The sequence below is a fragment of the Aeromonas sp. 603607 genome, from assembly GCF_049171595.1.
Classification (GTDB): Bacteria; Pseudomonadota; Gammaproteobacteria; order Enterobacterales; family Aeromonadaceae; genus Aeromonas; species Aeromonas veronii.
The window spans coordinates 46,780-71,978 of the sequence record NZ_JAAKOV010000006.1 but is presented as its reverse complement, the minus strand read 5'-3'; the positions used below and the strand labels follow the sequence as shown (position 1 = coordinate 71,978).

The 25,199-nt window shown below is 60.0% G+C and carries 22 protein-coding genes; 13 read left to right on the top strand and 9 right to left on the bottom strand.

What is annotated here, in order from left to right; all coding sequences use genetic code 11:
* Positions 1 to 60 precede the first annotated feature (60 nt).
* Entirely contained in the window at positions 61 to 1,437 is a 1,377-nt protein-coding gene (gene trkA / locus G5315_RS07830; RefSeq protein ID WP_005339689.1) for a Trk system potassium transporter TrkA, read from the top strand.
* Between the two features lie 96 nt (positions 1,438 to 1,533).
* Positions 1,534 to 2,976 (top strand): TrkH family potassium uptake protein, encoded by a 1,443-nt coding sequence (locus G5315_RS07825; protein WP_216952300.1) that lies wholly within the window; start codon positions 1,534 to 1,536, stop codon positions 2,974 to 2,976.
* A gap of 239 nt (positions 2,977 to 3,215) precedes the next feature.
* Here the strand turns inward: G5315_RS07825 and typA are convergent, their stop codons facing one another.
* The gene (typA, locus tag G5315_RS07820; protein ID WP_106844305.1) at positions 3,216 to 5,027 is read right to left on the bottom strand and encodes a translational GTPase TypA; all 1,812 of its coding nucleotides are present in this window, start codon (positions 5,025 to 5,027) and stop codon (positions 3,216 to 3,218) included.
* A gap of 351 nt (positions 5,028 to 5,378) precedes the next feature.
* Between typA and glnA the strand changes: the two genes are divergently transcribed.
* From glnA to add, 5 genes are all read left to right on the top strand, one after another.
* Positions 5,379 to 6,788: a glutamate--ammonia ligase gene (gene glnA, locus G5315_RS07815; RefSeq protein WP_005339672.1), complete on the top strand. Its 1,410-nt coding sequence runs from the start codon at positions 5,379 to 5,381 to the stop codon at positions 6,786 to 6,788.
* 115 nt (positions 6,789 to 6,903) lie between these two features.
* Positions 6,904 to 7,485, top strand: a complete 582-nt coding sequence (locus tag G5315_RS07810; RefSeq protein WP_100647086.1) for a DUF4124 domain-containing protein — start codon at positions 6,904 to 6,906, stop codon at positions 7,483 to 7,485.
* Between the two features lie 80 nt (positions 7,486 to 7,565).
* Positions 7,566 to 8,621 (top strand): nitrogen regulation protein NR(II), encoded by a 1,056-nt coding sequence (glnL, locus tag G5315_RS07805; RefSeq protein WP_005356202.1) that lies wholly within the window; start codon positions 7,566 to 7,568, stop codon positions 8,619 to 8,621.
* Positions 8,622 to 8,630: 9 nt separating this feature from the next.
* Complete coding sequence (gene glnG / locus G5315_RS07800) at positions 8,631 to 10,049, top strand: nitrogen regulation protein NR(I) (protein ID WP_421332848.1); 1,419 nt, start codon at positions 8,631 to 8,633, stop codon at positions 10,047 to 10,049.
* A 141-nt stretch (positions 10,050 to 10,190) separates the two neighbouring features.
* Complete coding sequence (gene add / locus G5315_RS07795) at positions 10,191 to 11,192, top strand: adenosine deaminase (RefSeq protein WP_421332847.1); 1,002 nt, start codon at positions 10,191 to 10,193, stop codon at positions 11,190 to 11,192.
* Positions 11,193 to 11,347: 155 nt separating this feature from the next.
* On the opposite strand, the gene rmuC is transcribed toward add, so the two are convergent.
* Both rmuC and G5315_RS07785 read right to left on the bottom strand, forming a co-directional pair.
* On the bottom strand, positions 11,348 to 12,685 hold the full coding sequence (gene rmuC / locus G5315_RS07790) for a DNA recombination protein RmuC (protein WP_421332846.1): 1,338 nt from the start codon (positions 12,683 to 12,685) through the stop codon (positions 11,348 to 11,350).
* Entirely contained in the window at positions 12,682 to 12,897 is a 216-nt protein-coding gene (locus tag G5315_RS07785) for a hypothetical protein (RefSeq protein WP_421332845.1), read from the bottom strand. Before G5315_RS07785 ends, rmuC begins: the two co-directional genes overlap by 4 nt.
* Positions 12,898 to 13,037: 140 nt before the next feature.
* On the opposite strand from G5315_RS07785, the gene G5315_RS07780 reads away from it, so the two are divergent.
* A complete protein-coding gene (locus G5315_RS07780) occupies positions 13,038 to 13,559 on the top strand; it encodes a ferredoxin-type protein NapF (protein WP_216952305.1) in 522 nt (173 codons plus the stop codon).
* A 53-nt stretch (positions 13,560 to 13,612) separates the two neighbouring features.
* Here the strand turns inward: G5315_RS07780 and G5315_RS07775 are convergent, their stop codons facing one another.
* The 6 genes from G5315_RS07775 to G5315_RS07750 form a co-directional block, all read right to left on the bottom strand.
* Positions 13,613 to 14,065 carry an Rrf2 family transcriptional regulator gene (locus tag G5315_RS07775; RefSeq protein WP_033114760.1) on the bottom strand — a complete coding sequence of 151 codons (453 nt, stop codon included), beginning with the start codon at positions 14,063 to 14,065 and terminating at the stop codon, positions 13,613 to 13,615.
* 333 nt (positions 14,066 to 14,398) lie between these two features.
* A complete protein-coding gene (locus G5315_RS07770) occupies positions 14,399 to 15,238 on the bottom strand; it encodes a PfkB family carbohydrate kinase (RefSeq protein ID WP_216979891.1) in 840 nt (279 codons plus the stop codon).
* A gap of 106 nt (positions 15,239 to 15,344) precedes the next feature.
* Positions 15,345 to 16,316, bottom strand: coding sequence for a LysR substrate-binding domain-containing protein (locus G5315_RS07765; protein WP_033114758.1), 972 nt, complete (start codon positions 16,314 to 16,316; stop codon positions 15,345 to 15,347).
* A 155-nt stretch (positions 16,317 to 16,471) separates the two neighbouring features.
* On the bottom strand, positions 16,472 to 17,200 hold the full coding sequence (locus G5315_RS07760; protein ID WP_216952309.1) for a glutamine amidotransferase-related protein: 729 nt from the start codon (positions 17,198 to 17,200) through the stop codon (positions 16,472 to 16,474).
* Between the two features lie 86 nt (positions 17,201 to 17,286).
* On the bottom strand, positions 17,287 to 18,783 hold the full coding sequence (locus G5315_RS07755) for a CoA-acylating methylmalonate-semialdehyde dehydrogenase (protein ID WP_227341755.1): 1,497 nt from the start codon (positions 18,781 to 18,783) through the stop codon (positions 17,287 to 17,289).
* Positions 18,784 to 18,864: 81 nt separating this feature from the next.
* Positions 18,865 to 20,196 (bottom strand): aspartate aminotransferase family protein, encoded by a 1,332-nt coding sequence (locus tag G5315_RS07750; RefSeq protein WP_216952313.1) that lies wholly within the window; start codon positions 20,194 to 20,196, stop codon positions 18,865 to 18,867.
* 186 nt (positions 20,197 to 20,382) lie between these two features.
* Here G5315_RS07750 and G5315_RS07745 point away from each other — a divergent pair, with 186 nt between their 5' ends.
* The 5 genes from G5315_RS07745 to G5315_RS07725 all read left to right on the top strand — a co-directional run bounded on the left by G5315_RS07745 (position 20,383) and on the right by G5315_RS07725 (position 25,124).
* Positions 20,383 to 20,925 (top strand): cupin domain-containing protein, encoded by a 543-nt coding sequence (locus G5315_RS07745; RefSeq protein WP_042012327.1) that lies wholly within the window; start codon positions 20,383 to 20,385, stop codon positions 20,923 to 20,925.
* 125 nt (positions 20,926 to 21,050) lie between these two features.
* A complete protein-coding gene (locus G5315_RS07740; protein ID WP_227341753.1) occupies positions 21,051 to 22,547 on the top strand; it encodes an aldehyde dehydrogenase in 1,497 nt (498 codons plus the stop codon).
* Positions 22,548 to 22,714: 167 nt separating this feature from the next.
* A complete protein-coding gene (locus tag G5315_RS07735; protein WP_265324673.1) occupies positions 22,715 to 22,843 on the top strand; it encodes a hypothetical protein in 129 nt (42 codons plus the stop codon).
* Positions 22,844 to 22,961: 118 nt separating this feature from the next.
* Entirely contained in the window at positions 22,962 to 23,885 is a 924-nt protein-coding gene (rarD, locus tag G5315_RS07730) for an EamA family transporter RarD (protein ID WP_421263278.1), read from the top strand.
* A gap of 129 nt (positions 23,886 to 24,014) precedes the next feature.
* The gene (locus tag G5315_RS07725) at positions 24,015 to 25,124 is read left to right on the top strand and encodes a YeeE/YedE thiosulfate transporter family protein (protein ID WP_421332844.1); all 1,110 of its coding nucleotides are present in this window, start codon (positions 24,015 to 24,017) and stop codon (positions 25,122 to 25,124) included.
* The last annotated feature ends 75 nt before the right edge of the window (positions 25,125 to 25,199 follow it).

The following is a 25,199-nucleotide window of genomic DNA, read 5'->3' as shown; positions in this document are numbered from 1 at the left end:
GAGCTGCCAGCTCCGTTCTGGCGCTCCCCTTTACAGCATCAACGTGAGTAGACGTTCCCTATGAAGATCATCATTTTGGGAGCCGGCCAAGTCGGCGGCACCCTGGCCGAGAACCTGGCCGGGGAGAACAACGACATCACCATCGTCGATACCGACAGTGAGCGCCTGCGCGAACTGCAGGACAAGTTTGACCTGCGGGTGGTCAACGGGCACGGCGCTCACCCCAAGGTGCTGCGCGAAGCGGGGGCTCAGGATGCCGACATGCTGGTCGCCGTCACCAACAGTGACGAGACCAACATGATCGCCTGTCAGGTGGCCTACTCCCTGTTCAACACCCCGAACAAGGTGGCACGGATCCGCTCGCCAGCCTATCTGACCGAGCGGGATCGCCTGTTCCTGCCGGAATCGGTACCGGTTGATCACCTGATCGCGCCGGAGCAGCTGGTGACCGACTATGTGCGTCGCCTGATCGAATACCCGGGCGCCCTGCAAGTGGTTGATTTTGCAGGTGGCCGCGTTGGTCTGGTGGCGGTCAAGGCCTACTACGGTGGCCCGCTGGTGGGTAATGCCCTCTCCACCCTGCGTGAGCACATGCCCAACATCGAGACCCGGGTAGCGGCCATCTTCCGTCAGGGCCGCCCGATCCGTCCGCAAGGCACCACCATCATCGAAGCGGATGACGAGGTCTTCTTCGTCGCCGCCGCGGGCCATATCCGTGCCGTGATGTCTGAGCTGCAGCGCCTCGAGAGCCCCTACCGCCGCATCATGATCGTCGGTGGTGGCAACATCGGCGCAGGCCTCGCCCGTCAGCTGGAGAAGCGCTACAGCGTCAAGCTTATCGAGCGCAACCAGAAGCGGGCGGAGCAGCTCTCCGAACTGCTGGAGAACACCATCGTCTTCTGCGGCGATGCGGCGGATCAGGAGCTGCTGGCCGAGGAGCATATCGATCAAATTGACGTCTTCATCGCCGTGACTAACGAGGATGAGGCCAACATCATGTCGGCGCTGCTCGCCAAGAAGATGGGCGCCAAGAAGACCATGGTGCTGATCCAGCGCGGCGCCTACGTCGATCTGGTGCAGGGTGGCTCCATCGATATCGCCATCTCGCCCCAACAGGCCACCATCTCGGCCCTGCTGACCCATGTGCGCCGGGCCGATATCGCCAACGTCTACAGCCTGCGCCGCGGCGCTGCCGAGGCGATCGAAGCGATTGCCCACGGTGACGAGAACACCTCCAAGGTGGTCGGCAAGACGGTGGGCGAGCTCAAGCTGCCGCCGGGTACCACTATCGGTGCCGTAGTGCGCGGGGATGAGGTGCTGATCGCCCACGATCGTACCAAGATCCAGCAGGATGACCACGTGGTCATGTTCCTGGTGGACAAGAAGTACATCCCGGAAGTGGAGCGGCTGTTCCAGCCAAGCCCCTTCTTCCTGTAACGTCTTCATGCGCACAGGCTGTCAAACCAGACCCGGCTCAGCTCCTCCAAGGGGATGGTCCGGGTCTTTTGTTAATCAACGACCAGGTTATCGAACATGATCAAACTGCGTCCCATTATCTTCACCCTCGGGCTGGTGCTCTCCAAGCTGGCGCTCTTCATGTGGCTGCCCACCTTGCTGGCACTGCTCACCGGGTCAGAGGGATTTGTCGAGTTTCTCAAGTCCGTGCTGATCACCCACGGCGCCGCCCTGCTCTGCCTCCATTACGGCCGCAAGGCGGAGTTTCATCTGGGGGTGCGGGAGATGTTCCTGCTCACCACCTCGGTTTGGGTGGTTGCCTGTATCTTCGGGGCGCTGCCCTTTGTCTTCATCACCCACATCAACTTTACCGACGCCTACTTCGAGACCATGTCGGGGGTGACCACCACGGGCTCTACCGTGCTCTCCGGCCTCGACAACATGGCCCACAGCATCCTGTTGTGGCGATCCATCCTACAGTGGCTGGGGGGGGTCGGCTTTATCGTGATGGCGGTTGCCGTACTGCCCTATCTCAACGTCGGCGGCATGAAGCTGTTCCAGACCGAGAGCTCGGACTGGTCAGACAAAAGCGCCCCGCGTGCCAAGACGGTCGCCAACAACATCGTTGTGGTCTATCTGGTGCTCTCCATGCTCTGCTTCATGGCCTACTGGGCCAGCGGCATGAATATGTTCGAGGCGATCAACCACGCCATGACCACCCTCAGTACCGGCGGCTACTCCACCTCCGATCAATCCATGTCCCACTTCTCCAACTCGGCACACTGGATTGGCACCCTGTTCATGTTCCTCGGCGGCCTGCCCTTTCTACTCTATGTGCAGAGCCTGAACCACAGGGACTACAGCCTGCTCAAGGATGCCCAGGTGCGCGGCTTCTTCTGGCTGGTGGTGTGGGTCACAGTCATCATGACCTTCTATCTGTGGGAGAGAGATCTGTTCGGCTTCTGGGATGCCCTGCGCATCAGCTGCTTCAACATCGTCTCGGTACTCACCACCACCGGCTATGGTCTTGGTGACTTCGGCACCTGGGGGCCGCTCGCCAGCATCGTCTTCATCGTGCTGCTGGCTCTTGGGGCCTGCTCTGGCTCCACTGCGGGCGGCCTCAAGATCTTCCGGGTACAAGTGGCCTTTGCCCTGTTCAAGAAGCAGATGCGCCAACTGATGCACCCTTCCGGCGTATTTCCCCAGAAGTACAACGGCCGGACAGTCAATGACGCCATCATCCGCTCAATGATCTCCTTCGTGCTGGCCTACTTCGCCATCATTCTGATGATAGCCGCACTGCTGGGCGCCATCGGGCTTGACCCCCTGACAGCCATATCCAGCTCCATCACCGCCGTTGCCAACGTCGGCCCGGGCATGGGCCCGGTGGTCGGCCCCAGCACCAACTTTGCCAGCCTGCCGGAATCGGCCAAATGGCTGCTGTCATTCGGCATGCTGCTGGGACGACTGGAGATCCTGACGGTCGCCGTGCTCTTCTTCCCCTCCTTCTGGCGCCAGTAACGCTCACCGTAAGCAAGCAAAAAGCCGCAGCGTTCACCCGCTGCGGCTTTTTTATCTCGTCCATCCCCACGACTTTCCCTCAACGCTCATCAGCCCCATTACCGGTGGCCTGAACGACCTCATCGGCATGGCCAGAGCGGATCACAAGCATAAAAAAACGGACCCAAACCAGAGGTTTGGGTCCGTTTATCAGTGAACCGTCAGCGGCCGCGAGGGCTGCCGAGACTCAGCACATGGCATTAACCACGGCCAGAGCGCTTACGATCCAGCTCGGTCAGCAATTTCTTGCGGATACGGATGTTCTTCGGAGTCACTTCTACCAGTTCATCGTTATCGATGAACTCGAGAGCCTGTTCCAGAGTCATGCGGATCGGCGGAGTCAGAACCTGAGCTTCGTCGGTACCGGAGGCACGCATGTTGGTCAGCTGTTTGCCTTTCAGGCAGTTAACAGTCAGGTCGTTGGAACGGGAGTGGATACCTATCACCTGACCTTCGTACACTTCGGTCGCGTGACCGATGAACAGACGACCGCGGTCTTGCAGACCGAACAGGGCGTAAGTCAGTGCCTTACCGGTAGCGTTGGAGATCAGCACGCCGTTCTGACGCTCACCGATGCTGCCACCCTTGTGCGGACCATAGTGGTCGAAGGTGTGGTACAGCAGACCGGTACCTGAGGTCATGGTCATGAACTCGGTCTGGAAACCGATCAGGCCACGGCTCGGGATCATGAAGTCCAGACGGACACGACCCTTACCATCCGGAGTCATGTTGGTCATTTCGCCTTTACGCAGACCCAGTTGCTCCATCACGGAACCCTGGTGCGCTTCTTCAACGTCCACAGTTACGGTTTCGAACGGTTCTTGCAGTTCGCCGTCAACAGTACGCAGGATTACTTCCGGACGGGATACCGCCAGCTCGTAACCTTCGCGACGCATGTTTTCGATCAGGATGGAGAGGTGCAGTTCACCACGACCGGATACGCGGAACTTGTCCGGATCATCAGTCTCTTCCACGCGCAGGGCCACGTTGTGGACCAGCTCCTGGTTCAGACGCTCCAGAATGTTGCGGGAGGTCACGAACTTGCCCTCTTTACCGGCGAACGGCGAGGTGTTGACCTGGAAGGTCATGTTCACGGTCGGCTCGTCAACGGAGAGCGGCGGCAGGGCCTCAACGGCACCGTTGTCACAGATGGTGTCGGAGATTTTCAGCTCGCCCAGACCGGTGATAGCGATGATGTCACCCGCTTGCGCGTCGGCAACTTCAGTACGGGACAGACCCAGGTAACCCAGCACCTGACCGACTTTACCATTACGGGTCTTGCCGTCAGCACCAACGATGGTGACTTGCTGGTTGGTCTTGACGCGACCACGAGTGATGCGGCCGATACCGATAACGCCCACGTAGGAGTTGTAGTCCAGCTGGGAGATCTGCATCTGGAAACCACCTTCGGCATCAGCCTTCGGCGCTTCAACGTTGTCAACGATGGCCTGGAACAGCGGCTCCATGTTTTCGGACTCGACGTCCTGATCCATGGTGGCCCAACCGTTCAGTGCAGAGGCGTAAACAACTTTGAAATCCAGCTGTTCGTCAGTCGCGCCCAGGTTGTCGAACAGGTCGAATACCTGATCCATTACCCAGTCAGGACGAGCACCCGGACGGTCAACCTTGTTGATGACCACGATCGGCTTCAGACCCTGAGCGAACGCTTTCTGGGTCACGAAACGGGTTTGCGGCATCGGGCCGTCTACGGCGTCAACCAGCAGCAGCACGGAGTCAACCATGGACAGTACGCGCTCTACTTCACCACCGAAGTCGGCGTGACCCGGGGTATCAACGATGTTGATGCGGTAGTCATTCCAGCGGATCGCAGTGTTCTTGGCGAGAATGGTGATGCCACGTTCCCGTTCCAGATCATTGGAGTCCATGATCCGTTCCTGGCCTTCCGTGGAGCGGTCCAGGGTGCCGGACTGCTGCAGCAGCTTATCAACCAGAGTCGTTTTGCCGTGGTCAACGTGCGCAATAATCGCAATATTGCGTAAATTCTCTAACATTCTCGCCTCAATCACCGGGTAAAATTGGGCGCTAATTGTACTCTTGCCTTTGTGATCTGCCTAGCAGAATTGCAGTACATTCGCGCATAACAACAGATCTGGATCATAGACCTCTCTGACAAACCCTGCTTAGATGGGCGGTGACCGTATTGCGCGCACCATTACAGCGCACCAAAACGATCCACCATCGCACTAAATTGATGCAACACGAGTCGAGATCGCCTGATTTTGGGGAGCCTCTTCAGCGAGATTGCCCTGAAATCAAGCTGTCACAAACTTGGCACGATACTGGCTTATGTGAATACGACGACGCATTCACCCAGAGAGTTTTAACACCGGAGGTTACTTAGCATGTCAGCCCAGAACGTTTTGGCCCTGATCCAGGAACACGAAGTCAAGTTTGTTGATCTGCGCTTTACCGACACCAAGGGTAAAGAGCAGCATGTATCCATCCCTGCTCACCAGGTTGATGAAGATTTCTTCGAAGACGGCAAGATGTTCGATGGTTCCTCCATCGGCGGCTGGAAGGGCATCAACGAATCCGACATGGTACTGATGCCGGACGCAGCCTCCGCCAAGCTGGACCCGTTCACCGAAGAGACCACCCTGAACATCGTTTGTGACGTGCTGGAGCCTGCCACCATGCAGGGCTACGACCGCGATCCGCGCTCCATCGCCAAGCGTGCAGAAGATTTCCTGAAGTCCAGCGGCATCGCTGACACCGTGCTGTTCGGGCCGGAGCCGGAATTCTTCATGTTCGACAACATTACTTTCTCCAACACCATGGGCCACAGCTTCGTGAAAATCGAATCTGAAGAAGCCGCATGGAACTCCGGCACTGCCTATGAGCATGGCAACAAGGGTCACCGTCCGTTCGTGAAAGGCGGTTACTTCCCGGTTGCACCGGTCGACTCCTCCCAGGATATCCGCGCCGCCATGTGTCTGGTGCTGGAAGAGATGGGCCAGGTCGTAGAAGCTCACCACCACGAAGTGGCCACTGCCGGTCAGAACGAGATCGCTACCCGCTTCAACACTCTTACACTGAAAGCTGACGAAGTACAGGTACTGAAGTACGTGATCCACAACGTGGCCCACGCCTACAACAAGACTGTTACCTTCATGCCGAAACCCATGTTCGGTGACAACGGCTCCGGCATGCACTGCCACCAGTCTCTGGCCAAGAACGGCGTCAACCTGTTCGCTGGTGACCTGTACGGCGGTCTGTCCGAGATGGCTCTGCACTACATCGGCGGTATCATCAAGCACGCCAAGGCCATCAACGCCTTCGCCAACCCGACCACCAACTCTTACAAGCGTCTGGTTCCGGGTTATGAAGCACCGGTCATGCTGGCCTACTCTGCCCGCAACCGCTCTGCCTCCATCCGTATCCCTGTGGTACCGAGCCCGAAAGCCCGTCGTATCGAAGTGCGCTTCCCGGATCCGGCTGCCAACCCGTACCTGGCCTTCGCAGCCCAGCTGATGGCCGGTCTGGACGGTATCATCAACAAGATCCATCCGGGCGATGCCATGGACAAGAACTTGTACGACCTGCCGCCGGAAGAAGCCGCAGAAGTACCGACCGTTGCCGGTTCTCTGGACGAAGCCCTGGCCGCTCTGGATGCTGACCGCGAGTTCCTGACCCGTGGCGGCGTGTTCAGCGATGACTTCATCAACTCCTATCTGGAACTGAAACAGCAGGATGTTGACCGTGTGCGCATGACTCCGCACCCGCTGGAGTTCGAACTGTACTACTCCGTCTAAGTCGCAGCAGACAGCCCATTTAGATTGGGGCAGCTTGCCGAATCGTGACAAAACCCGCCAGATGGCGGGTTTTTTCTCTGATAGGATTAAGCAAGATACCGTCAAGGAGAGATGGATGAACAAGATACATGGCATAGGAGCAATTACCCTCCTGTTACTGACCTCATTCAGTACTCATGCGGCCAAGGTCTACTCCTGGGTCGATGGCAATGGCATTACCCACTACACGGATGCCCCTCCTCCCGGCAAAAACGTAAAGGAGGTGGATCTGCGGGCTGCTCCCCTGCTGGGTAGCGCCCCCAGCTCGGTACAGGTAGACAACTTCAACAGCCTGACTGGCGCCGATGCCAAGAAGGAGCAGGAGGCGGCCAAACTGGTGATCGAGCTGCTCTCCCCGGAACAGGGCAGCACCCTGCGCGACAACACAGGCAATATCGTCTTTCAGGGTCAAATCAGCCCCAAACCGCCAACCCAGTATGATGTGCGCCTGACCCTGGATGGCAAGGCAGCCCCCATCGTCAGCAACAGCCTCTCTATCCGGGTCGAAAATGTCGATCGCGGTGCCCACGAAGCTCAGCTAGAACTGCTCGCCAAAGACGGTACGATCCTTGCTAAATCCACACCAGTCACCTTTTACCTGCATAGAGCGACCGTGACTCCGGCTCCCAAACCCACCCCCAAAGCCAACCAAGGGTGATATAGCGCACCGATGCGGGTAAACTCTATGCACCATATCGGTGCATAATAGGTGTGTAGCACCGTTTTAGGGAGAAACCTGTGCCAACCCGCTCGGACAACGCCAAAACACTCTTGGATAATTTGCTGACCGCCGTGATCCTGATGGATGAACGGCTCTGCATCCAATTCGTCAACCCGGCGGCTGAACAGCTGCTCTCCCTCAGTGAACGCCGGCTGATCGGCATCGAACTACCTCATCTGCTGGAACATATCTCCCTCGATTTGCAACGGCTCAAGCAGTGCCTCGTTTCAGGGCAAGGCTTTACCGATAGCGAAGTGACTCTGGTGGTAGAGGGAGAACCGCGACTGGTGGAGCTGAGCGCTACCCCCATGGCCGACCACGAACAGCGTCTGCTGGTCGTGGAGCTGCGCAAGATCGACCAGCAGAAGAAGATCAGTCAGGAGCAGCAGCAACATGCCCAGCAGCTGGCGGCCAAGGAGCTGGTGCGCGGCCTGGCACACGAAATCAAGAATCCCCTCGGCGGCCTGCGTGGCGCGGCCCAGCTGCTGCAAAAAGAGCTGCCCGACCCGGCGCTGCGCGAATATACCGGCATCATCATCGAACAGGCCGATCGGCTGCGGGTACTGGTCGATCGGCTGCTCGGCCCCCAGCGCCCCGGCCGTCACCAGATGCACAATGTCCATTCGGTACTGGAACAGGTACGCCGACTGGTGGAGCTCGAACTCCCTCCCTCTGTTCGCATCGAGCGGGATTACGATCCCAGCATCCCCGAATTCGAGATGGAGCCGGATCAGCTGCAGCAGGCGTTTCTCAACATAGTGCGCAACGCCGCCGAAGCACTGGGGGATCAGACCGGGCTTATCCGTATCAAGACCCGCACCGCGTTCCAGATCACCATCCACGGCCAGCGTTACCGGCTGGCGGCGGAGATCAAGATCATCGACAACGGCCCCGGCATTCCCGATGCCATTCGCGACACCCTGTTCTACCCGATGATCACCGGCAAGGAGGGGGGAACCGGGCTCGGCCTCTCCATCGCCCAGAACCTGATCGACCAGCACAAAGGGCGAATTGACTGCATCAGCTGGCCGGGTCACACCGAATTCACCATTTTTCTACCGCTTCGCAAGTAAGGGAACCCCATGACCGCCAAAGTGTGGATCGTCGATGACGACAGTTCTATCCGCTGGGTGCTGGAGCGCACTCTCGGCAGCGAAGGCTTCAACTGCGAGAGCTTTGCCGATGGCGAAGCCCTGCTGCACGCCCTTGAGCTGCGCTCGCCCGATGTGATCCTCTCCGATATCCGGATGCCGGGCATCGACGGCCTGAGCCTGCTTGAGCAGATCCACCGCCGTCAGGCCGATCTGCCCATCATCATCATGACCGCCCACTCGGATCTCGACAGCGCGGTCAACGCCTACCAGCGAGGCGCCTTCGAGTACCTGCCCAAGCCGTTCGACATCGACGAAGCGGTGACCCTGGTGCGCCGCGCCGAGAATCACCTCAAGGAGCAGCGCACCAAGCGCAAGTCTCGTCAGCAAGAGACCACCGCCACTCCCGAGATCATCGGTGAAGCACCAGCGATGCAGGAGGTGTTCCGTGCCATCGGCCGCCTGTCTCGCTCCAGTATCTCGGTGCTGATCAACGGCCAAAGCGGTACCGGCAAGGAGCTGGTCGCTCATGCGCTGCACAAGCACAGCCCGCGCGCCCACAAGAACTTTATCGCCCTCAACATGGCGGCCATCCCCAAAGATCTCATCGAATCCGAGCTGTTCGGTCACGAGAAGGGGGCCTTTACCGGCGCCAACAACATCCGCCACGGCCGCTTCGAGCAGGCCGACGGCGGCACCCTGTTTCTCGACGAGATCGGCGACATGCCGCTGGATGTGCAGACTCGGCTGCTGCGGGTCTTGGCCGATGGCCAGTTCTACCGGATCGGTGGCCACCAGCCGGTGCAGGTGGATGTACGGATCATCGCCGCCACCCACCAGAATCTGGAGAAACGGGTCGCCGATGGCGAGTTTCGCGAGGATCTGTTCCACCGTCTCAACGTCATCCGCATCCACATCCCCGCCCTCAAGGAGCGCCGTGAGGACATCCCCCAGCTGGCACGTCACTTCCTGCTGCGCGCCGCCAAAGAGCTGAACGTCGAGGCCAAGAGCCTGCACCCGGATACCCAGGCCTATATCAGCCGCCTGCCCTGGCCGGGCAACGTGCGCCAGCTGGAGAACGTCTGCCGCTGGCTTACCGTGATGGCCTCGGGGCAAGAAGTGCTGGTCGGCGACCTGCCTGCCGAGCTGCTCACTCCCATCACCCACAACGCCGAACCGGGCCAACCGGCGTTGCCCGGTTGCTGGCAGCAACAGTTGCAAGAGTGGGTGGCCAGCAAGCTGGCGCTGGGAGAGACAGACATCTTGGCAGATGCCATGCCTCAGTTCGAACGGATCATGCTGGAAACGGCGCTGGAACACACCCACGGCCACAAGCAGGAGGCGGCGCGCCTGCTCGGTTGGGGTCGCAACACCCTGACCCGCAAGCTGAAGGAACTCGATCTCTCCTGAGTCCCGGGGAAAAACGATTCCCATCACGCCCTGACAAATCACCGCCCGCCAGAACCCCGTTTAACCATAAACGGGGTATCTTTTTTGAAAGCCCCGCCTAGAATGGCAGGCTTTCAAACCTGACTCGACGAGGGCGCCCCCATGATTGACAGATCTCTCCCCCTGACCGACCTGCACCGCCATCTGGACGGCAACATCCGCCCGCAAACCATCCTCGAGCTGGGTCGCCAACACAACATTCAGTTGCCCGCCTTCGAGCTGGAGGCGCTGCGCCCCCACGTACAGATTGTCGAGAACGAGCCGAGCCTGGTCGCCTTCCTGAAGAAGCTGGACTGGGGTGTTGCCGTGCTGGCCGACTATGATGCCTGCCGCCGGGTCGCCTACGAGAACGTGGAAGATCTGCTGCGCGCCGGTATCGACTATGCCGAACTGCGTTTCAGTCCGGCCTATATGGCGATGGTCCACAAGCTGCACCCGCAGGGCGTGGTAGAAGCCATCATCGACGGCGTGGCCGCGGGCAGCCGCGATTTCGGTATCAAGACCAACCTGATCGGCATCATGAGCCGCACCTTCGGCACCGAGCAGTGCAATCGGGAGCTGGCCGCCTGTCTGGCCCACCGCGACAAGCTGGTCGCCATCGATCTGGCCGGTGACGAGCTGGGCTTCCCGGGGGAACTCTTTGTCGATCACTTCCGTCAGGTGCGCGATGCAGGCATGCGCGTCACCGTACACGCCGGTGAAGCCGCTGGCCCCGAGAGCATGTGGCAAGCCATTCGCGAGCTGGGCGCCGAGCGTATCGGCCACGGCGTCAAAGCGATTCAGGATCCGGCCCTGATGGCCTATCTGGCCGAGCACCGCATCGGCATCGAATCCTGCCTCACCTCCAACGTCCAGACCACCACGGTGGCGAGCCTGACCGAACACCCGATCCGCCAGTTCCTGGCTGCTGGCGTGCTGGCTTGCCTCAACACCGACGACCCGGCGGTGGAAGGGATCGACCTGCCCCACGAATATGAAGTGGCCGCTCCGGCCGCCGGCATGACCGCGAGCGAAATCCGCACCGCCCAGCAGAACGGCCTGACCCTGGCCTTCCTGAGCGATAGCGAGAAAGCCGAGCTGAGCGCCCGCGCCGCCAGCCGCTGATCCACACCGGCACTGCAAATAGAAACGGCCCACTTCGGTGGGCCGTTTCTATTTGCGGATTTCTGATGATGAGTAAGCACTGGGCCAGCTGGCAGATAGCAAAAGACCCAAACAGTGTTTGGGTCTTTTGTTGATGTCGGCGCAGGTAGAAACTACTACCGCTCCTTGTCACGCTCCAGCGCCCGTTCCACCAGCGGCTCGGGCAGGCTCTTGGTCACCTCCACCCCCAGCTCGCGGAAACGCTCGACCTGGGCAATCAGGTTGCCACGGCCGTTGACCAGCCGTCCCATCGCCTTGTCGTAGCTCTCCTGCGCCTTGTGCAGGCTGCCGCCCATCTGCTGCATCTCCTCAACAAACAGCCGCAGCTTTTCGTAGAGGCGACCGGCCCGCTCGGCGATCTGGCGAGCATTCTGGTTCTGCCGCTCGTAGCGCCACAGGTTTTCGATGGTGCGCAGCGCCACCATCAGGTTGGTGGGGCTCACCAGCAGGATGTTGTTGTCGAGACCGTAACGCACCAGCGAGGGATCGGCCTCCATCGCGGTAAGGAAGGCCGGCTCCACCGCCACGAACATCAGCACATAGTCGAGGGTGCGCACCCCGGGCAACTGCTGGTAATCCTTGCGACCCAGCTCGCGGATATGGTTGCGCACCGAGGCGACGTGTTCCTTGAGCGCCACCGCCTTCTCCAGCTCGTCCTCAGCGTTGTACCAGCGCTCGTAGGCGGTCAGCGACACCTTGGCGTCGATGATGATGTCCTTCTCCTGCGGCAGGTGGACGATGACGTCAGGTTGGTAACGCTTGCCCTTCTCCACCTCGATATTGACCTGGGTGTGGTACTCGTGACCTTCGCGCAGACCGCACTCGCTGAGGATCCGCGCCAGCACCACTTCCCCCCAGTTGCCCTGCTGCTTGCTGTCGCCCTTGAGGGCGCGGGTCAGGGCCGCAGCCTCTTCGGTCATACGAGCATTGAGCTCGGCGAGGCGCTCCAGCTCGAACTTGAGACTGTGGCGCTGGGCCGTCTCCTGCGCGTGGGTCTCCCCTACCTGACGGCGGAAGCCCTCCAGCTGCTCCTTGAGTGGAGTGAGCAGCAGATCGAGGCTGTTCTGGTTGAGTTCACGGAAGTTGCCGGAGTTTTGCTCGAAGATCCGGTTGGCAAGGTTCTCGAACTGCTGGCTGAGGCGCTGCTCCGCCTCCTGTTGCAGTTGCAGCTTCTCGGCGGCGGCCAGCCGCTCGCTGCGCAGGGTTGCTTCCGCATCCTTGAGACGGGCGGTGAGCTTGATGAGCAGGGTCTGCTGCTGATCCAGCTTCTGCTGCCCCTGTTGCCGCTCATCCTGCAACTCGTCAAAACGCTCCTGCAGCGCCTGATAACGCTCCTCTGCCAGCAGCAGCTCCTGAGTCTGCGCTGTGCTGCTGCGCCGGCCAATCAGCCAGCCTGTGCCGAGTGCCAGCAGGGCGGCTGGCAGCAGGATGACCCAGAGCCCGGGCTCGATCATTTACGGCTCCGCTGGCGCAGGAAGAGTTCGAGATAGCGGTTGGCCAGCAGCCAGAGCAGCACGTAGATGAGGTAGGCGGCGAGCACCACCCACTTGTGGGTGTTGACGCCGGTATCGAGCTCGGCGAACTCGATATCCTTGATGCGGCAGTAGGCCCACATCAGCAGGGGAAAGACATAGAGCAGGGACGCACGCCAGAGAAATAGCCACATATGTTTTCATTCAACCACGTAAAAAGACCCGCCTAGCTTACACAAGGGCAACTGCGCTTGCGATCCTGACGGCCGCTATTCTCTGGCCTGCTTCCCGAAACTTCGATAAAATTAACCCCTAATAGGTATCAGGGGCGAGCATGACTCACTATTTCCTCCGTTGGCTGACACAAGGTTGGCAAGCTTCCCGCAAGCCCGCCGTGGTTTGCCATGAAGCGCGCCCGCCATGGGCCATCGAGGAGTCCCAGTACCTCTCCCTCTGCAGCCGCTGTGGCGAGTGTTTCAAGGCCTGCCCGCGCGGTCTGCTCAAACCGGCCACCCAGGAGGAGTACGAGGGGAGCCCCATCGCCGGTACGCCGGTACTCGATCTCGCCTGTGGCCAGTGCAGCTACTGCGGCAGCTGCGCCAGAGCCTGTCCCACCGGCGCCCTCGACCTGCAGCTGGGTCGTCAGGTGCAGACCCGGGTGCAGATTGAAGAGAGCTGTCAGGCACGGCAGGGCTTCTACTGCCTGCTCTGTGAAGATGCCTGTCCCCAGCAGGCAATCAAGGCCACAGCCGATGGCATCAACGTCAACATGGATGCCTGCAATGGCTGCGGCGCCTGCGGCCTCGCCTGTCTGCACGGCGCCATCACCCTGATCCGCCAGCCGGGCAATCGCTGACAAACAAAAGGGGCCATCAGGCCCCTTCTATATCTGTTCTTGCTTCCTGCCCATCAGGCCATCGCCAGAATTGACTCCTGCTCGATGCCCAGCAGATGGCAGAGACGGTTCGGATCGCGCACCGCATCGGCCAGGGTGTACTCACCCAGCACTTCGAGGAAGGCGTTCATGGCGCGGCGCAAAATGCCCTGAATGCGGCAGCCACCGGAGAGACGGCAGTTCTCGCGCTTGCAGTCGACCGGACAGAGCACGTGCTCCATATCCATCACCACATCGCGCAGGTTGATGGAGACCGCGGAGCGACCGAGGCGGATACCGCCATGCTTGCCACGTACCGTCTCGATGTACCCCTTGATGCCGAGCTGGTGCACTATCTTGACCACGTGGTTGCGAGAGATGCCGAAGGTATCGGCCACTTCGGTAATGGTCGACAGGCGATCGCCCGGCTGCACCGCTAGGAAGGTCAGGGTACGCAGGGCGTAGTCGGTAAATCGTGTCAGTTGCATGGTCGCACTTGCCTCTTACTACAAGCCAGGAATCAGGACGACAACATTGAGCTAAGAGGCAGGAGACAACCGGTTTGCCTCTGTTCGCCATTGGTTCGCCAGAGGAGGGGCCTGTCTCTTAATCTGAGTTGCGGAGTGACAAGGTTAAGAGCAGCACAACCGGGTGTCGATGAAGATGCACATAAATCGACACTTTCTTTGATTGATCGCAAACTTGCCGGGTTAGCCCGGCGTTTACCTCCATTCTGGCGGCTAAATTTCCCGAAATTCCTCACCGCCGCACCCAACAGACAAGAGGGGAAATCTCCCTTCGAACAGTGAATAAACGGGGCGTCAGTGCGGCTGTTTCAGCCAGTTTTTCAGCGCGACCGATGGGATGGAGCTCTCGGAGGCGACGGCAAACGCCCCCCAGTCCACCGCGCACTGTAGCGCATCCTTGATCGCCATGCCGCGCGCCAGGCCATGGATCAATCCGCCAGCGAAAGCATCCCCTGCTCCCGTGGTATCGACCACCGAGACTGGCCGCGCGGCGACCCTAATCTGCTCGTCGCCATGGATGGCCACCGCCCCCGCCTTCCCTTCGGTCAACACAAGCCATTCAAGCTGCTCACCCGCCAACTGGCGGGCATGTTGCCAGGGGTCACTTACCTCGCCGAGATCGGAGCGGGAGGCCACCAGCACATGGCAGGGACGGCGTGCTTGGCCGCCCTTGGGATACTGGGCCAACACAAAGCTCTTGCCGAGCATCTGGCGCATATAACTGATGATGGCGGTGCCGGGATAGTTCACGTAGAGGCAGTCGATCCCCTCCTGTGGCAGATCACCGGGCAGATCGGGACGACGGGGACGGCGAAGTATGGTGCGCTCGCCGGTGGAGTCCACCAGGATCAGCAACTCGCCGGTCTCGCCGCCAAAGCGCTCCACATGGCTGCAATCCAGCCCGTAACCGGCCGCCTGCTCCAGCAGCCAGTCGCCGGTCTCGTCCAGCCCGATGCGTGAGGCAATGGTCACCTCGTGACCCGCCCACACCAGCCCGATGCCGGTATTGGCGGCACCACCTCCCAGCCTGCGTCCCTGATCCACGTATTGCAGCCGGGCCCCCGCCACCAGCGGTTCGGAGAGGGAGAGCACATGATCACAGTTGAGATTGGCAAGCAGCAGAATACGTGACATAGAGACCTCGGACGATGGAGATAGCCCAAAAGAGACAGGCTGAACCCCGAGTAGAGCCCAGCCTGACTGAAGAGACAACCGTAAGCGATCGGTAATCCGATCGGGATCAATAGATGGGCAGTTCCACCCCGGCCAGCAGCTCGTCGATGCGCGCCTGGGTCGGTTGTTGCATCACGCTCTGGATCACCTCCTTGGTGAGGTGAGGCGAGAAAGAGCTGATGAAGTCATACATGTAGTTCTGCAGCAGAATGCTCTTGCTGAAGCAGATTTGGGCCGGACAGGGCTTGAACAGGTGCTCCAGATTGATGGAGACCAGCCCGGGGCTGTCGGTGTCGTTGGCCACCAGCGAGGAGATGATGCCGATGCCAAAGCCCAGCTCCACATAGCGCTTGATCACTCCGGCATCCATTACCGTCATGTAGTAGCTCGGGGTCAGCCCCGCCGCCTGAAACACCTCATCCTGCACCTGCCGACCGGTGGCACCGCTCTCGTAACTGAGGATGGGGTAGTGGCAGAGCTGCTCCAGGGTCGGCTTCTTCACCTTGGCCAGCGGGTGATCCTGTGGCACCACCAGCGAGAGGGTCCAGAGGTAGGCGGGCAGCGCGATCAGCTCCTTGTCGAAGCCAATTTCGTGGGCAACGATGGAAAAATCGGAGTAACCCTTGCTGATCTGCTCCTTGCTCGCCGACATCACCGGATGGAGGTGGAACGAGATTTTGGGGTACTTCTTGGTGAAGTAGGTAACCGACTTGGGCAGCAGATAGCGGGCGATAGTGTGGGTAGTGTGAATGTTGAGGGTGCCCACGGTCGGATCCAGATACTCACGGGAGATCGCCTTTATCTTGCTCTCGATGTTGAGCATCGCCTCGGCACACTTGATGATCTCCTCGCCCACCGGGGTGATGCGGTGCAGATGCTTGCCACGGCGCTCGAAGATCCGCACTCCCAGCTCGCTCTCCAGCAGGCCGATCTGCTTGCTGACCCCGGGCTGGCTGGTATAGAGCGCATCGGACGCCACCGAGACGTTGAGGTTGTGGTCCCGGATCGCGATCAAGTACTTCAATTGCTGTAGTTTCAAGGCTTCACCCTCTCAAGCTGGTGCGGCGATCACGCCAGACAAACAGGCCGCCACAAAGGGCGGCCAGTGTATCATCCGATCCCGACATCGCAGCGCTTGATCCTTCATTTTGCTACAAAATCTAGCACCCGAAGGGGGTCGCTGACAAACCGGGCTCAGGCTGCGCCGGCCCGCAGCGGCAGGATCCCCAAAAACTGCAGCAACCACTGCATCATGGTGGTCGAATCCACCTCTCCCTCCAGCGAGGAGAGGCTGCTCTGGTAACGCTCGTCGGGTAACAGGCCTCGGCGCCGCTCGATCAGCGCCCGGTTGTACTCCACCGAAAATTCCGGATGTCCCTGAATGGCAACTATGTTGTTCCCCTGCAGGAACATGAAGTTGGGGCAAAAATCGTTGCCCGCCAGCCGGGTCGCTCCGGGGGGCAGCAGGGCCACCTGATCCTGATGACTGGCCAGAATACGGATCTGATCACGAGACGGCGCCATCCAGGGCTCATCAGCCAACATGGGGTGCACCGACACTCCCAGCCCCCACCCCTTGGTAGACTTCACCACCTCGCCCCCCAGCGCCTGGGCGATCACCTGATGACCAAAACAAATCCCGGCCAGCTTGACGTCGGCATCATGGGCCCGACGGATCCAGCCACGCAACGCCTTGATCCAAGGGATATCGCTATAGGCATCGTGGCGCGAGCCGGTGATGAGCCAGGCATCGCACTCGTGCAGATCCTCCGGCAGCTCCCCATCGATGGCTGACCAGACCCGAAACTCCAGCTCGGGTGCCAGCGGCTGAAACCCCCTGATAAACATCTCGGAGTAGACGGGGCCAAAACGATCCGCCAGATCGGGATCCAGCCGGTCACAATCGAGAATTCCCAATCGCATCTGTTGCTCCTTTACAGAAGTGCCCCCGCAGACCAGCGATCTGCGGGGGCAAGAGAATTAAATCATGGTGGTGAGCCCTGGGCTCATCACTTCATGGTTGGCATGGAGAATTCGGCACCACTGCGCAGGCTCTGGGGCCAGCGCGCCGTCACCGTCTTCATCCGGGTATAAAAGCGAACCCCATCCGGCCCGTGCATGTTGAGCGGCCCGAAGATGGAGCGCTTCCAGCCGCCAAAGCTGTGAAACGCCATCGGCACCGGAATGGGAACGTTCACCCCTACCATACCGACCTGTACCCGCGCCGTGAAGTCCCGCGCGGTGTCGCCGTCGCAGGTAAAGATGGCGGTGCCATTGCCGTACTCATGTTCATTGATGAGTCGCAGCGCCGTCTCGTAGTCCGGCACCCGCACGATGGAGAGCACGGGGCCGAAGATCTCCTCGCGATAGATGCGCATCTCGGGGGTCACCTCGTCAAACAGGCAGCCACCGATAAAGTAACCCTCGTCGTGGCTCAGCGTGCGACCATCGACTCGCAGCGCGGCCCCTTCGGCCACCCCCTGATCCACATAACCGCGCACCTTGGCCAGATGCTCCTTGCTGATAAGCGGCCCCATCTCGTTTTCCGGGCTCTGGCCCAGCCCCGGGCCCACCCGCAGCTTCTCAACGAGCGGTTTCAGTTTGGCTACCAAGGCATCGGCGGTCTCGTCACCCACTACCACGGCTACCGAAATGGCCATGCAGCGCTCGCCCGCCGCCCCATAAGCAGCCCCCATCAGAGCTGAGACCGCCTGATCGAGATCAGCATCCGGCATCACCACCATATGGTTCTTGGCGCCGCCCAGCGCCTGCACTCGCTTGCCGTGGGCCGAGGCGGTGGCATAGATGTACTGGGCGATGGGGGTGGAGCCGACAAACGACACGGCGCCGACCCGCGGGTCGGTCAGCAGCACGTCCACCACCTCCTTGTCACCGTTCACCACGTTGAGCACGCCGTCCGGCAGACCGGCCTCCTTGAGCAGCTCGGCCATCCGCAGCGAGAGAGAGGGATCCTTCTCGGAGGGTTTGAGAATGAAGGTGTTGCCGCAGGCAATCGCGACCGGGAACATCCAGAGCGGCACCATGGCCGGGAAGTTGAACGGGGTGATGCCGGCGCAAACCCCGACCGGCTGCATCATGGAGTAGCTGTCTACCCCGCGACCGACGTTGAGGGAGTGCTCCCCCTTGAGCAGATGGGGAATGCCGCAGGCAAACTCCACTACCTCCAGCCCGCGGGTCAGCTCACCCTGCGCATCGGAGAAGACTTTGCCGTGCTCGCGGCTGATGAGCTCGGCCAGCTCGTCCCTGTGCTGCTCCATCAACTCTTTGAAGCGGAAAAAGACCCGAGCCCGCACCAGCGGCGGGGTTTGCGACCAGTCGGCAAAGGCACGCTCGGCGATGGCGATCGCCTCCTGACACTCGGCGGCGCTGGAAAGCCCGACGCTCCCCTGCTGCTTGCCGCAGGCTGGGTTGAAGATGGCGCCCTGGCGCTCGCTACGACTCTCCTGCGGCTGGCCGTTGATGAAGTTGCTGACCCTGTATGTCATGTATCCTCCGTGATAATTGATGTGGTGATTGCGCTGAACAAGACAACGCAAGGCCCCGCCAGCGCGGGGCCATCAAATGGGTTAGGGTTGTGCCTGCAGGGCATCCTGCAGCAGGGTGAAGAGATCATCGATCTGGCTGCGCTCGATGATGAGGGGTGGCGACAGGGCGATGATGTCGCCGGTCACCCTGATCAGCGCCCCCTTCTCGAAGCAGCGGACAAACACCTCATAGGCGCGCTTGCCCGGCGCATCCGGCATGGATTCAAGTTCGATACCGGCCACCAGCCCGTAGTTGCGCACATCCTTCACATGCTTGCAGCCCTTCAGCGAATGGGCCGCCTCCTCCCAGTAGCCCGCCAGATCCGCGGCGCGGCTAAGCAGGTTCTCGTTGCGATAGATCTCGAGGGTCGCCAGACCCGCAGCAGCAGCCACCGGATGACCGGAATAGGTGTAGCCGTGGAACAGCTCGATAGCCCCCTTACCTGCCGCCATCATGTCGTCATAAATATGCTTTTGCACCAGCACAGCTCCCATGGGGATAGCGCCGTTGGTGAGCCCCTTGGCGCAGGTGATCATGTCGGGGATGACATCGAACTCCTGCGCGGCGAAGGGAGAGCCAAGGCGACCGAAACCGGTGATCACCTCGTCAAAAATCAGCAGGATGCCGTGTTTGGTGCAGATCTCCCGCAGCCGCTTGAGGTAGCCTTTGGGCGGCATCAGCACGCCGGTACTGCCGGCGATGGGTTCGACGATCACCGCCGCTATGTTGCTGGCATCGTGCAGAAAAACGATCTTCTCCAGCTCGTCGGCCAGCGCCACATCCTCCTCAGGCAACCCTTTGGTGAAGGCATTTTTGGCGATGTTGAGGGTATGGGGCAAATGATCCACCCCGGTCAGCAGGGAGCCAAACCACTTGCGATTGCCAGGAATGCCCCCCACCGAGATGCCGCCAAAGCCAACCCCGTGATAACCCCGCTCGCGACCAATCAGCCGGGTGCGGGTGCCCTGACCGCGAGCCCGCTGCCAGGCCAGTGCGATTTTGAGCGCGGTATCGACCGACTCTGAGCCGGAGTTGGTATAGAAGACATGGCCAAAGCCCTGGGGAGCGATCTCCACCAGCCGGTTGGCCAGCTCGAACGGCAACGGGTGGCCCATCTGGAAAGTGGGGGCGAAATCGAGGTGGGAAATCTGCTGGGAGACCGCCTCGGCAATCTCGCGCCGACCATGGCCCGCGTTGCAACACCAGAGTCCGGCAGTGCCATCCAGTATCTTGCGGCCATCCTCTGAGTGATAATACATCCCCTCCGCCGACTTCAGGATGCGCGGCGCCGCCTTGAACTGCTGGTTGGCGGTGAACGGCATCCAGAAGGCGGACATGTCGGAGGGAGTATTGATGTCGCTGATCGGTTTCATGGTCACCTCATCCTTAAGGTGTTTAGCAACTATTGGCCATTGCCTATTAAATTAAACACCTGAATCCATAAAAAAGGGCTCATTATCGCCCTGTCTGATGCCACCCCTAGCTAGATGACTCTACAGGGTGGTATAAGATATTTAACACAAATTTAATAATAGTAAACAGTCAAGGAGTGTCTATCGATGGATATCGGTCACCGTCTCAAGGCGGTTCGCACCAAGGCGGCCCTCTCCCAGCGCGAGCTGGCCAAACGCTCGGGCGTGACCAACGGATTCATCTCCCAGATCGAAAAGAATCAGGTGAGCCCGTCAGTTGCCTCCCTGCGCAAGGTACTGGAAGGGATCCCCATGTCACTGGCCAGCTTCTTTACTGACGAGACCGAAATGGACTCCGAAGTGATCTTTCGCGCCGCCGATATGCCGGATCTCGGCACTCACCCCATTAGCTACCGGCTGGTGGGCCACAGCCGTGCCAACCGTGCCATCGGCATGTTGCAGGAGGTGCTGCCACCGGGCGCCGACACTGGCGACGACATGCTGAGCCACGAGGGTGAAGAGTGCGGCATCGTCATCAAGGGCGAGGTTGAAGTGACCGTGGGTGAGCAGATCTACCTGCTGACACCGGGGGACGGCTACTACTTCGACAGCCGCACTCCTCACCGTTTTCGCAATGTGGGCGAGCAGGAGTGCGTATTGATTTCGGCCAATACCCCCGCCAGTTTCTAACAGGGTGATAAGGGGCCAGCCAGCCGCCAATGTTTAATGAATTGTTACAAAATGGATTTACAAGTGGCAGGATGTTTAGCATATTGATACGCGGACAATGACTTTTGCCGGTTCAAGGAGTGAACATGAGTGACCTGACCCTGGCCCAGTGGCAACACAAGGCCGCCCATCTGACCCTGCCCTCACAAGCCTTTATCAACGGTAGCTATCGGGATGCCGTCAATGGTGCCACCTTCGACTGTATCAACCCGGCCAACGGCAAGCTGCTGACCAAGGTAGCAGCCTGCGATGCCGCCGATGCCGAGCTGGCGGTACAGGCCGCGCGTGATGCCTTCAACGACAAGCGCTGGAGCGGCCTGCCGCCGAAACAGCGCAAGCTGATCATGCAGCGCTTCGCCGAACTGATGCGTCTCAACAAGGTGGAGCTGGCACTGCTGGAGTCGCTGGACATGGGTAAACCCATCGGCGATGCCATGGGCTACGATGCCCCTGCCGCCGCCAACTGCATCGCCTGGAACGCCGAAGCGATCGACAAGATCTACGATCAGGTCGCGCCGGTCGAGGAATCCGCCCTGGCGCTGGTGACCCGGGAACCGCTCGGGGTCGTTGCCGCCATCGTGCCGTGGAACTTCCCGCTGGTGATGGCCTGCTGGAAGCTGGGGCCGGCGCTCGCTACCGGCAACTCGGTCATTCTCAAACCTTCCGAAAAGTCCCCCCTGACCGCCTTGCGTATCGCAGGTCTGGCCAAGGAGGCAGGCATTCCTGACGGCGTGTTCAACGTGCTACCGGGCTTTGGCCATACCGTGGGCGAGGCGCTGGCCATGCACATGGATGTGGATTGCATCACCTTCACCGGATCCACCAAAATCGGCAAGCACCTAGTGGAGTGTTCCGGCAAGTCCAACCTCAAGCGCGCCTTTATGGAGTGCGGCGGCAAGAGCCCCAACATCATACTGGCGGATGCGCTGGACCTGGATGCCGCGGCCAAGAGCGCCGCTGGCGCCATCTTCTACAACCAGGGCGAGGTGTGTACCGCCGCCTCTCGCCTGCTGGTGCAAAACAGCATCAAGCCGCAATTTATGGAGCGACTGCTGGCCCATGCCCGCGAGTGGATCTCAGCCAACCCGCTCGACCCTGCGACCCGCATCGGCGCCATGGTGGATCACATCCAGATGGAGCAGGTGCTGCGCTATGTCGAGATTGGCAAGCAGGAGGGAGCCAAGCTACTGCTGGGAGGCAAACGCACCAATCTTGAGAGCGGCGGCTTCTATATCGAGCCCACCATCTTCGACGAGGTGACACCCGAGATGCGGATCTTCCGCGAGGAGATTTTCGGCCCTGTGCTGGCAGTGACCGGTTTCGACACGCTCGAAGAGGCCATTGCACTGGGCAACGACACCGACTACGGGCTGGCAGCAGCGATCTGGACCGCGGATCTCAACAAGGCGGTGAAGGGTTCCCGCGCCCTGCGTGCTGGCACCGTATTCGTCAACAACTGGGATGGCGGCGACATGACCATGCCGTTTGGTGGCTTCAAGCAGTCTGGTAACGGTCGTGACAAGTCGCTGCACGCGCTGGAGAAGTACACCGAGCTGAAAAGTACCTGGATCCAGCTCGAATAAAGGTATAAATAGCCATCATCATCAGCAATGGGGGAGAAATCCCCCCTTTTGCATTTTGGTCTTCCATCAGGCGGCACAATCGATATAATCATCAAATAAGCAAACCATTAAATATAAAGACAAAAATGCTATTTTTTCTGGGAAGCGTACTTTTTCTGGTGATCGGGTTGCCCCTGCTGTTTTTCGTGCTGGGGCACGGCGAGGCCTACGTGACCTGGGGCCCCTGGATCTCCGCCATCGCCCTGATGTTGTGGCTGTTGATGGACGTCGACAAGATCCGTCGCGGCAAAGGCTGACCAGCTTCCAACCGTATTCTCAAACTTCGTTTATTCGCTTCTTTCCTCGATAAAGGATCGCTACACTGATTTTTTGCGATGTTTTCCCGCATCCAACGCATCAGTAAAGGTCATCCGCATGCCGCAACAGATCCAGCGCCAGGGCGTCATCTACGCCCTGTGCGCCTATACCCTTTGGGGCATAGCCCCCATCTATTTCAAGACCATCTCTGCCGTCCCGGCCGCTGAAATTCTGACCCACAGGATGATCTGGTCCTGCGTACTGCTGATGGTGCTCACCCTGGCAGGCCGCCAGTGGCACAAGGTGCAGGCAGTGCTGCGTCAGCCAAAAGTGCTGCTCACCCTGGCGTTTACCTCGGTCACCGTTGGCGGCAACTGGCTGCTGTTTATCTGGGCCATCAACAACGGCCACATGCTGGATGCCAGCCTCGGCTACTACATCAACCCGCTGTTCAACGTGCTGCTGGGGATGGTGTTTCTGAGCGAGAAACTGCGCCGACTGCAGTGGTGGGCGGTGGCACTGGCCTTTGCCGGAGTGACGATCCAGCTTATCGCCTTTGGCTCTCTGCCATGGATTGCACTGGTGTTGGCGTCGAGCTTCGCCATCTATGGCCTGGTGCGCAAAAAACTGGCCCTCGATGCACTTACCGGCCTGCTGATCGAAACCATGATCATGCTGCCACCGGCAGCCATCTATCTGTGGGGCTTTGCCGACAGCCCCACCAGCCATCTCACCCAGAACGACTGGCACCTCAACCTGCTGCTGATCGCTGCTGGCGCCGTCACCACAGCCCCTCTGCTCTGCTTTACCGCTGCCGCGACACGGCTCAAGCTCTCCACCCTGGGCTTCTTCCAGTACATAGGCCCCAGCCTGATGTTCATCCTCGCTGTCACTCTCTACGGCGAGGAGCTGGCAATGGACAAGGCTCTTACTTTCGCCTGTATCTGGAGCGCGCTGCTGATCTTCACGCTGGATGGGCTGCGCAACGGCAAGCGTCCTGCTGCAACGAGCAATATAAAGCATTCAAAATCAAATCAGTAGCTAACAAAGTCATCAAAAGCGATATGCCATTTTCTCGCCCCCTGACCTGTTAAACCGGTAGCCTTGGACTCAATGTGGGAATAGGATCCGCACTCCCTATTCTCCATCCAGCTATAAGGAATTACAGCTATGACTCGAAAATGGTCGCTCCCCATCGTGGCAATCGCGGGGGGAGCGTTACTCTGGCTTGGCAACACCTTTGGTATGAAATGGGCTCTGATGGCCCTGATCGGATTCGGCTTCGGCTTCACCCTCTCCTTCAGTCGCTTCGGCATCGTATTCGGTTGGCGCGAAATGCTGACCAAGCGCAACAGCTACTACGTGCGGGTTCACCTGCTCACCATCGCCATCGAAATTCTGCTGTTCACCTGCTTCCTCTCCTTTAGCCACGCCCTGTTTGGCGATGCCATGGTGGGCAACGTGATGGCTATCGGCATTCCCTTTATTGTCGGCGCCTTCCTGTTCGGCATCGGCATGCAGCTGGCAGGCGTCTGCGCCACCGGCACGCTCTACTGCTGTGGCGAAGGGCAACCCCGCTTCTGGCTGGTGCTGATCTGCTACGGCATCGGCACCCTCATCAGCAACCAGTTCCGCCCCGAGCTGACCGCAACCTTCTCCAGCCAGGTAGTGCTGGCCAAGGATCTGACCGGCAACATCTGGAGCGGCATGCTGCTCAACCTGGCGCTGGTTGCCGTGCTGTTCATGCTGTTTCGCAACAGCGAACTCAAGCGCACCGGCGAGCTCAAGCCCCTCTTCAGCGGCGGCAACCTGTTCTGGCGCGATGGCCGCTTCACCGTGCTGACCGGCGGCATCATCATCGCCCTGCTCAACTCTGCCGTTGTCGCCCTGCACGGCTCGGCCTGGACCATCACCGGCGCCGTCTATGACATGGCGCTGCGCGGTGCCTCCCTGTTTGGCCTGTTCGAGGGCAACCCCAAGCTGGACCAGCCGCTCTTCATCAACCCCATGGTCGGCATGTTCTGGCTCGGCATTCTGGGGGCCATGCTGGCGCGCTGCATCAGTGGTGGCGGTAACTTCGCCCCGATGCGGATCGGCAACAGTCTGGCATCCATCCTCGGCGGCCTGCTGATGGGGATGGGCGCAATGTACAGCGCCTGCAACCTTGGCGGCTTCTTCGATGGCACCGCCTCCGGCAGCCTGCACGGCTGGGTCTGGATGCTGATGGCCCTCGCCGGCAGCCTGATCGGCATTCGCCTGCGCCCGCTGTTCAAGCTCTGAGTCACAGACCTTTAGTCGCCAACAAGGTAGTCAGGTCACACCAAATAGAGAGAGCCAGTCCGCTTACGCGGGCTG

Excerpts from the sequence above, each read along its gene's own strand:
- G5315_RS07810 (WP_100647086.1), top strand. The coding sequence starts at position 6,904 with ATGAACAAGATACATGGCATAGGAGCAATTACCCTCCTGTTACTGACC.
- rarD (WP_421263278.1), top strand. The coding sequence starts at position 22,962 with ATGCCGCAACAGATCCAGCGCCAGGGCGTCATCTACGCCCTGTGCGCC.
- trkA (WP_005339689.1), top strand. The coding sequence starts at position 61 with ATGAAGATCATCATTTTGGGAGCCGGCCAAGTCGGCGGCACCCTGGCC.
- G5315_RS07750 (WP_216952313.1), bottom strand. The coding sequence starts at position 20,196 with ATGAAACCGATCAGCGACATCAATACTCCCTCCGACATGTCCGCCTTC.
- glnA (WP_005339672.1), top strand. The coding sequence starts at position 5,379 with ATGTCAGCCCAGAACGTTTTGGCCCTGATCCAGGAACACGAAGTCAAG.
- G5315_RS07755 (WP_227341755.1), bottom strand. The coding sequence starts at position 18,783 with ATGACATACAGGGTCAGCAACTTCATCAACGGCCAGCCGCAGGAGAGT.
- G5315_RS07760 (WP_216952309.1), bottom strand. The coding sequence starts at position 17,200 with ATGCGATTGGGAATTCTCGATTGTGACCGGCTGGATCCCGATCTGGCG.
- G5315_RS07780 (WP_216952305.1), top strand. The coding sequence starts at position 13,038 with ATGACTCACTATTTCCTCCGTTGGCTGACACAAGGTTGGCAAGCTTCC.
- G5315_RS07745 (WP_042012327.1), top strand. The coding sequence starts at position 20,383 with ATGGATATCGGTCACCGTCTCAAGGCGGTTCGCACCAAGGCGGCCCTC.
- glnG (WP_421332848.1), top strand. The coding sequence starts at position 8,631 with ATGACCGCCAAAGTGTGGATCGTCGATGACGACAGTTCTATCCGCTGG.
- G5315_RS07725 (WP_421332844.1), top strand. The coding sequence starts at position 24,015 with ATGACTCGAAAATGGTCGCTCCCCATCGTGGCAATCGCGGGGGGAGCG.
- G5315_RS07825 (WP_216952300.1), top strand. The coding sequence starts at position 1,534 with ATGATCAAACTGCGTCCCATTATCTTCACCCTCGGGCTGGTGCTCTCC.
- G5315_RS07775 (WP_033114760.1), bottom strand. The coding sequence starts at position 14,065 with ATGCAACTGACACGATTTACCGACTACGCCCTGCGTACCCTGACCTTC.
- rmuC (WP_421332846.1), bottom strand. The coding sequence starts at position 12,685 with ATGATCGAGCCCGGGCTCTGGGTCATCCTGCTGCCAGCCGCCCTGCTG.
- add (WP_421332847.1), top strand. The coding sequence starts at position 10,191 with ATGATTGACAGATCTCTCCCCCTGACCGACCTGCACCGCCATCTGGAC.
- G5315_RS07770 (WP_216979891.1), bottom strand. The coding sequence starts at position 15,238 with ATGTCACGTATTCTGCTGCTTGCCAATCTCAACTGTGATCATGTGCTC.
- typA (WP_106844305.1), bottom strand. The coding sequence starts at position 5,027 with ATGTTAGAGAATTTACGCAATATTGCGATTATTGCGCACGTTGACCAC.
- G5315_RS07740 (WP_227341753.1), top strand. The coding sequence starts at position 21,051 with ATGAGTGACCTGACCCTGGCCCAGTGGCAACACAAGGCCGCCCATCTG.
- G5315_RS07785 (WP_421332845.1), bottom strand. The coding sequence starts at position 12,897 with ATGTGGCTATTTCTCTGGCGTGCGTCCCTGCTCTATGTCTTTCCCCTG.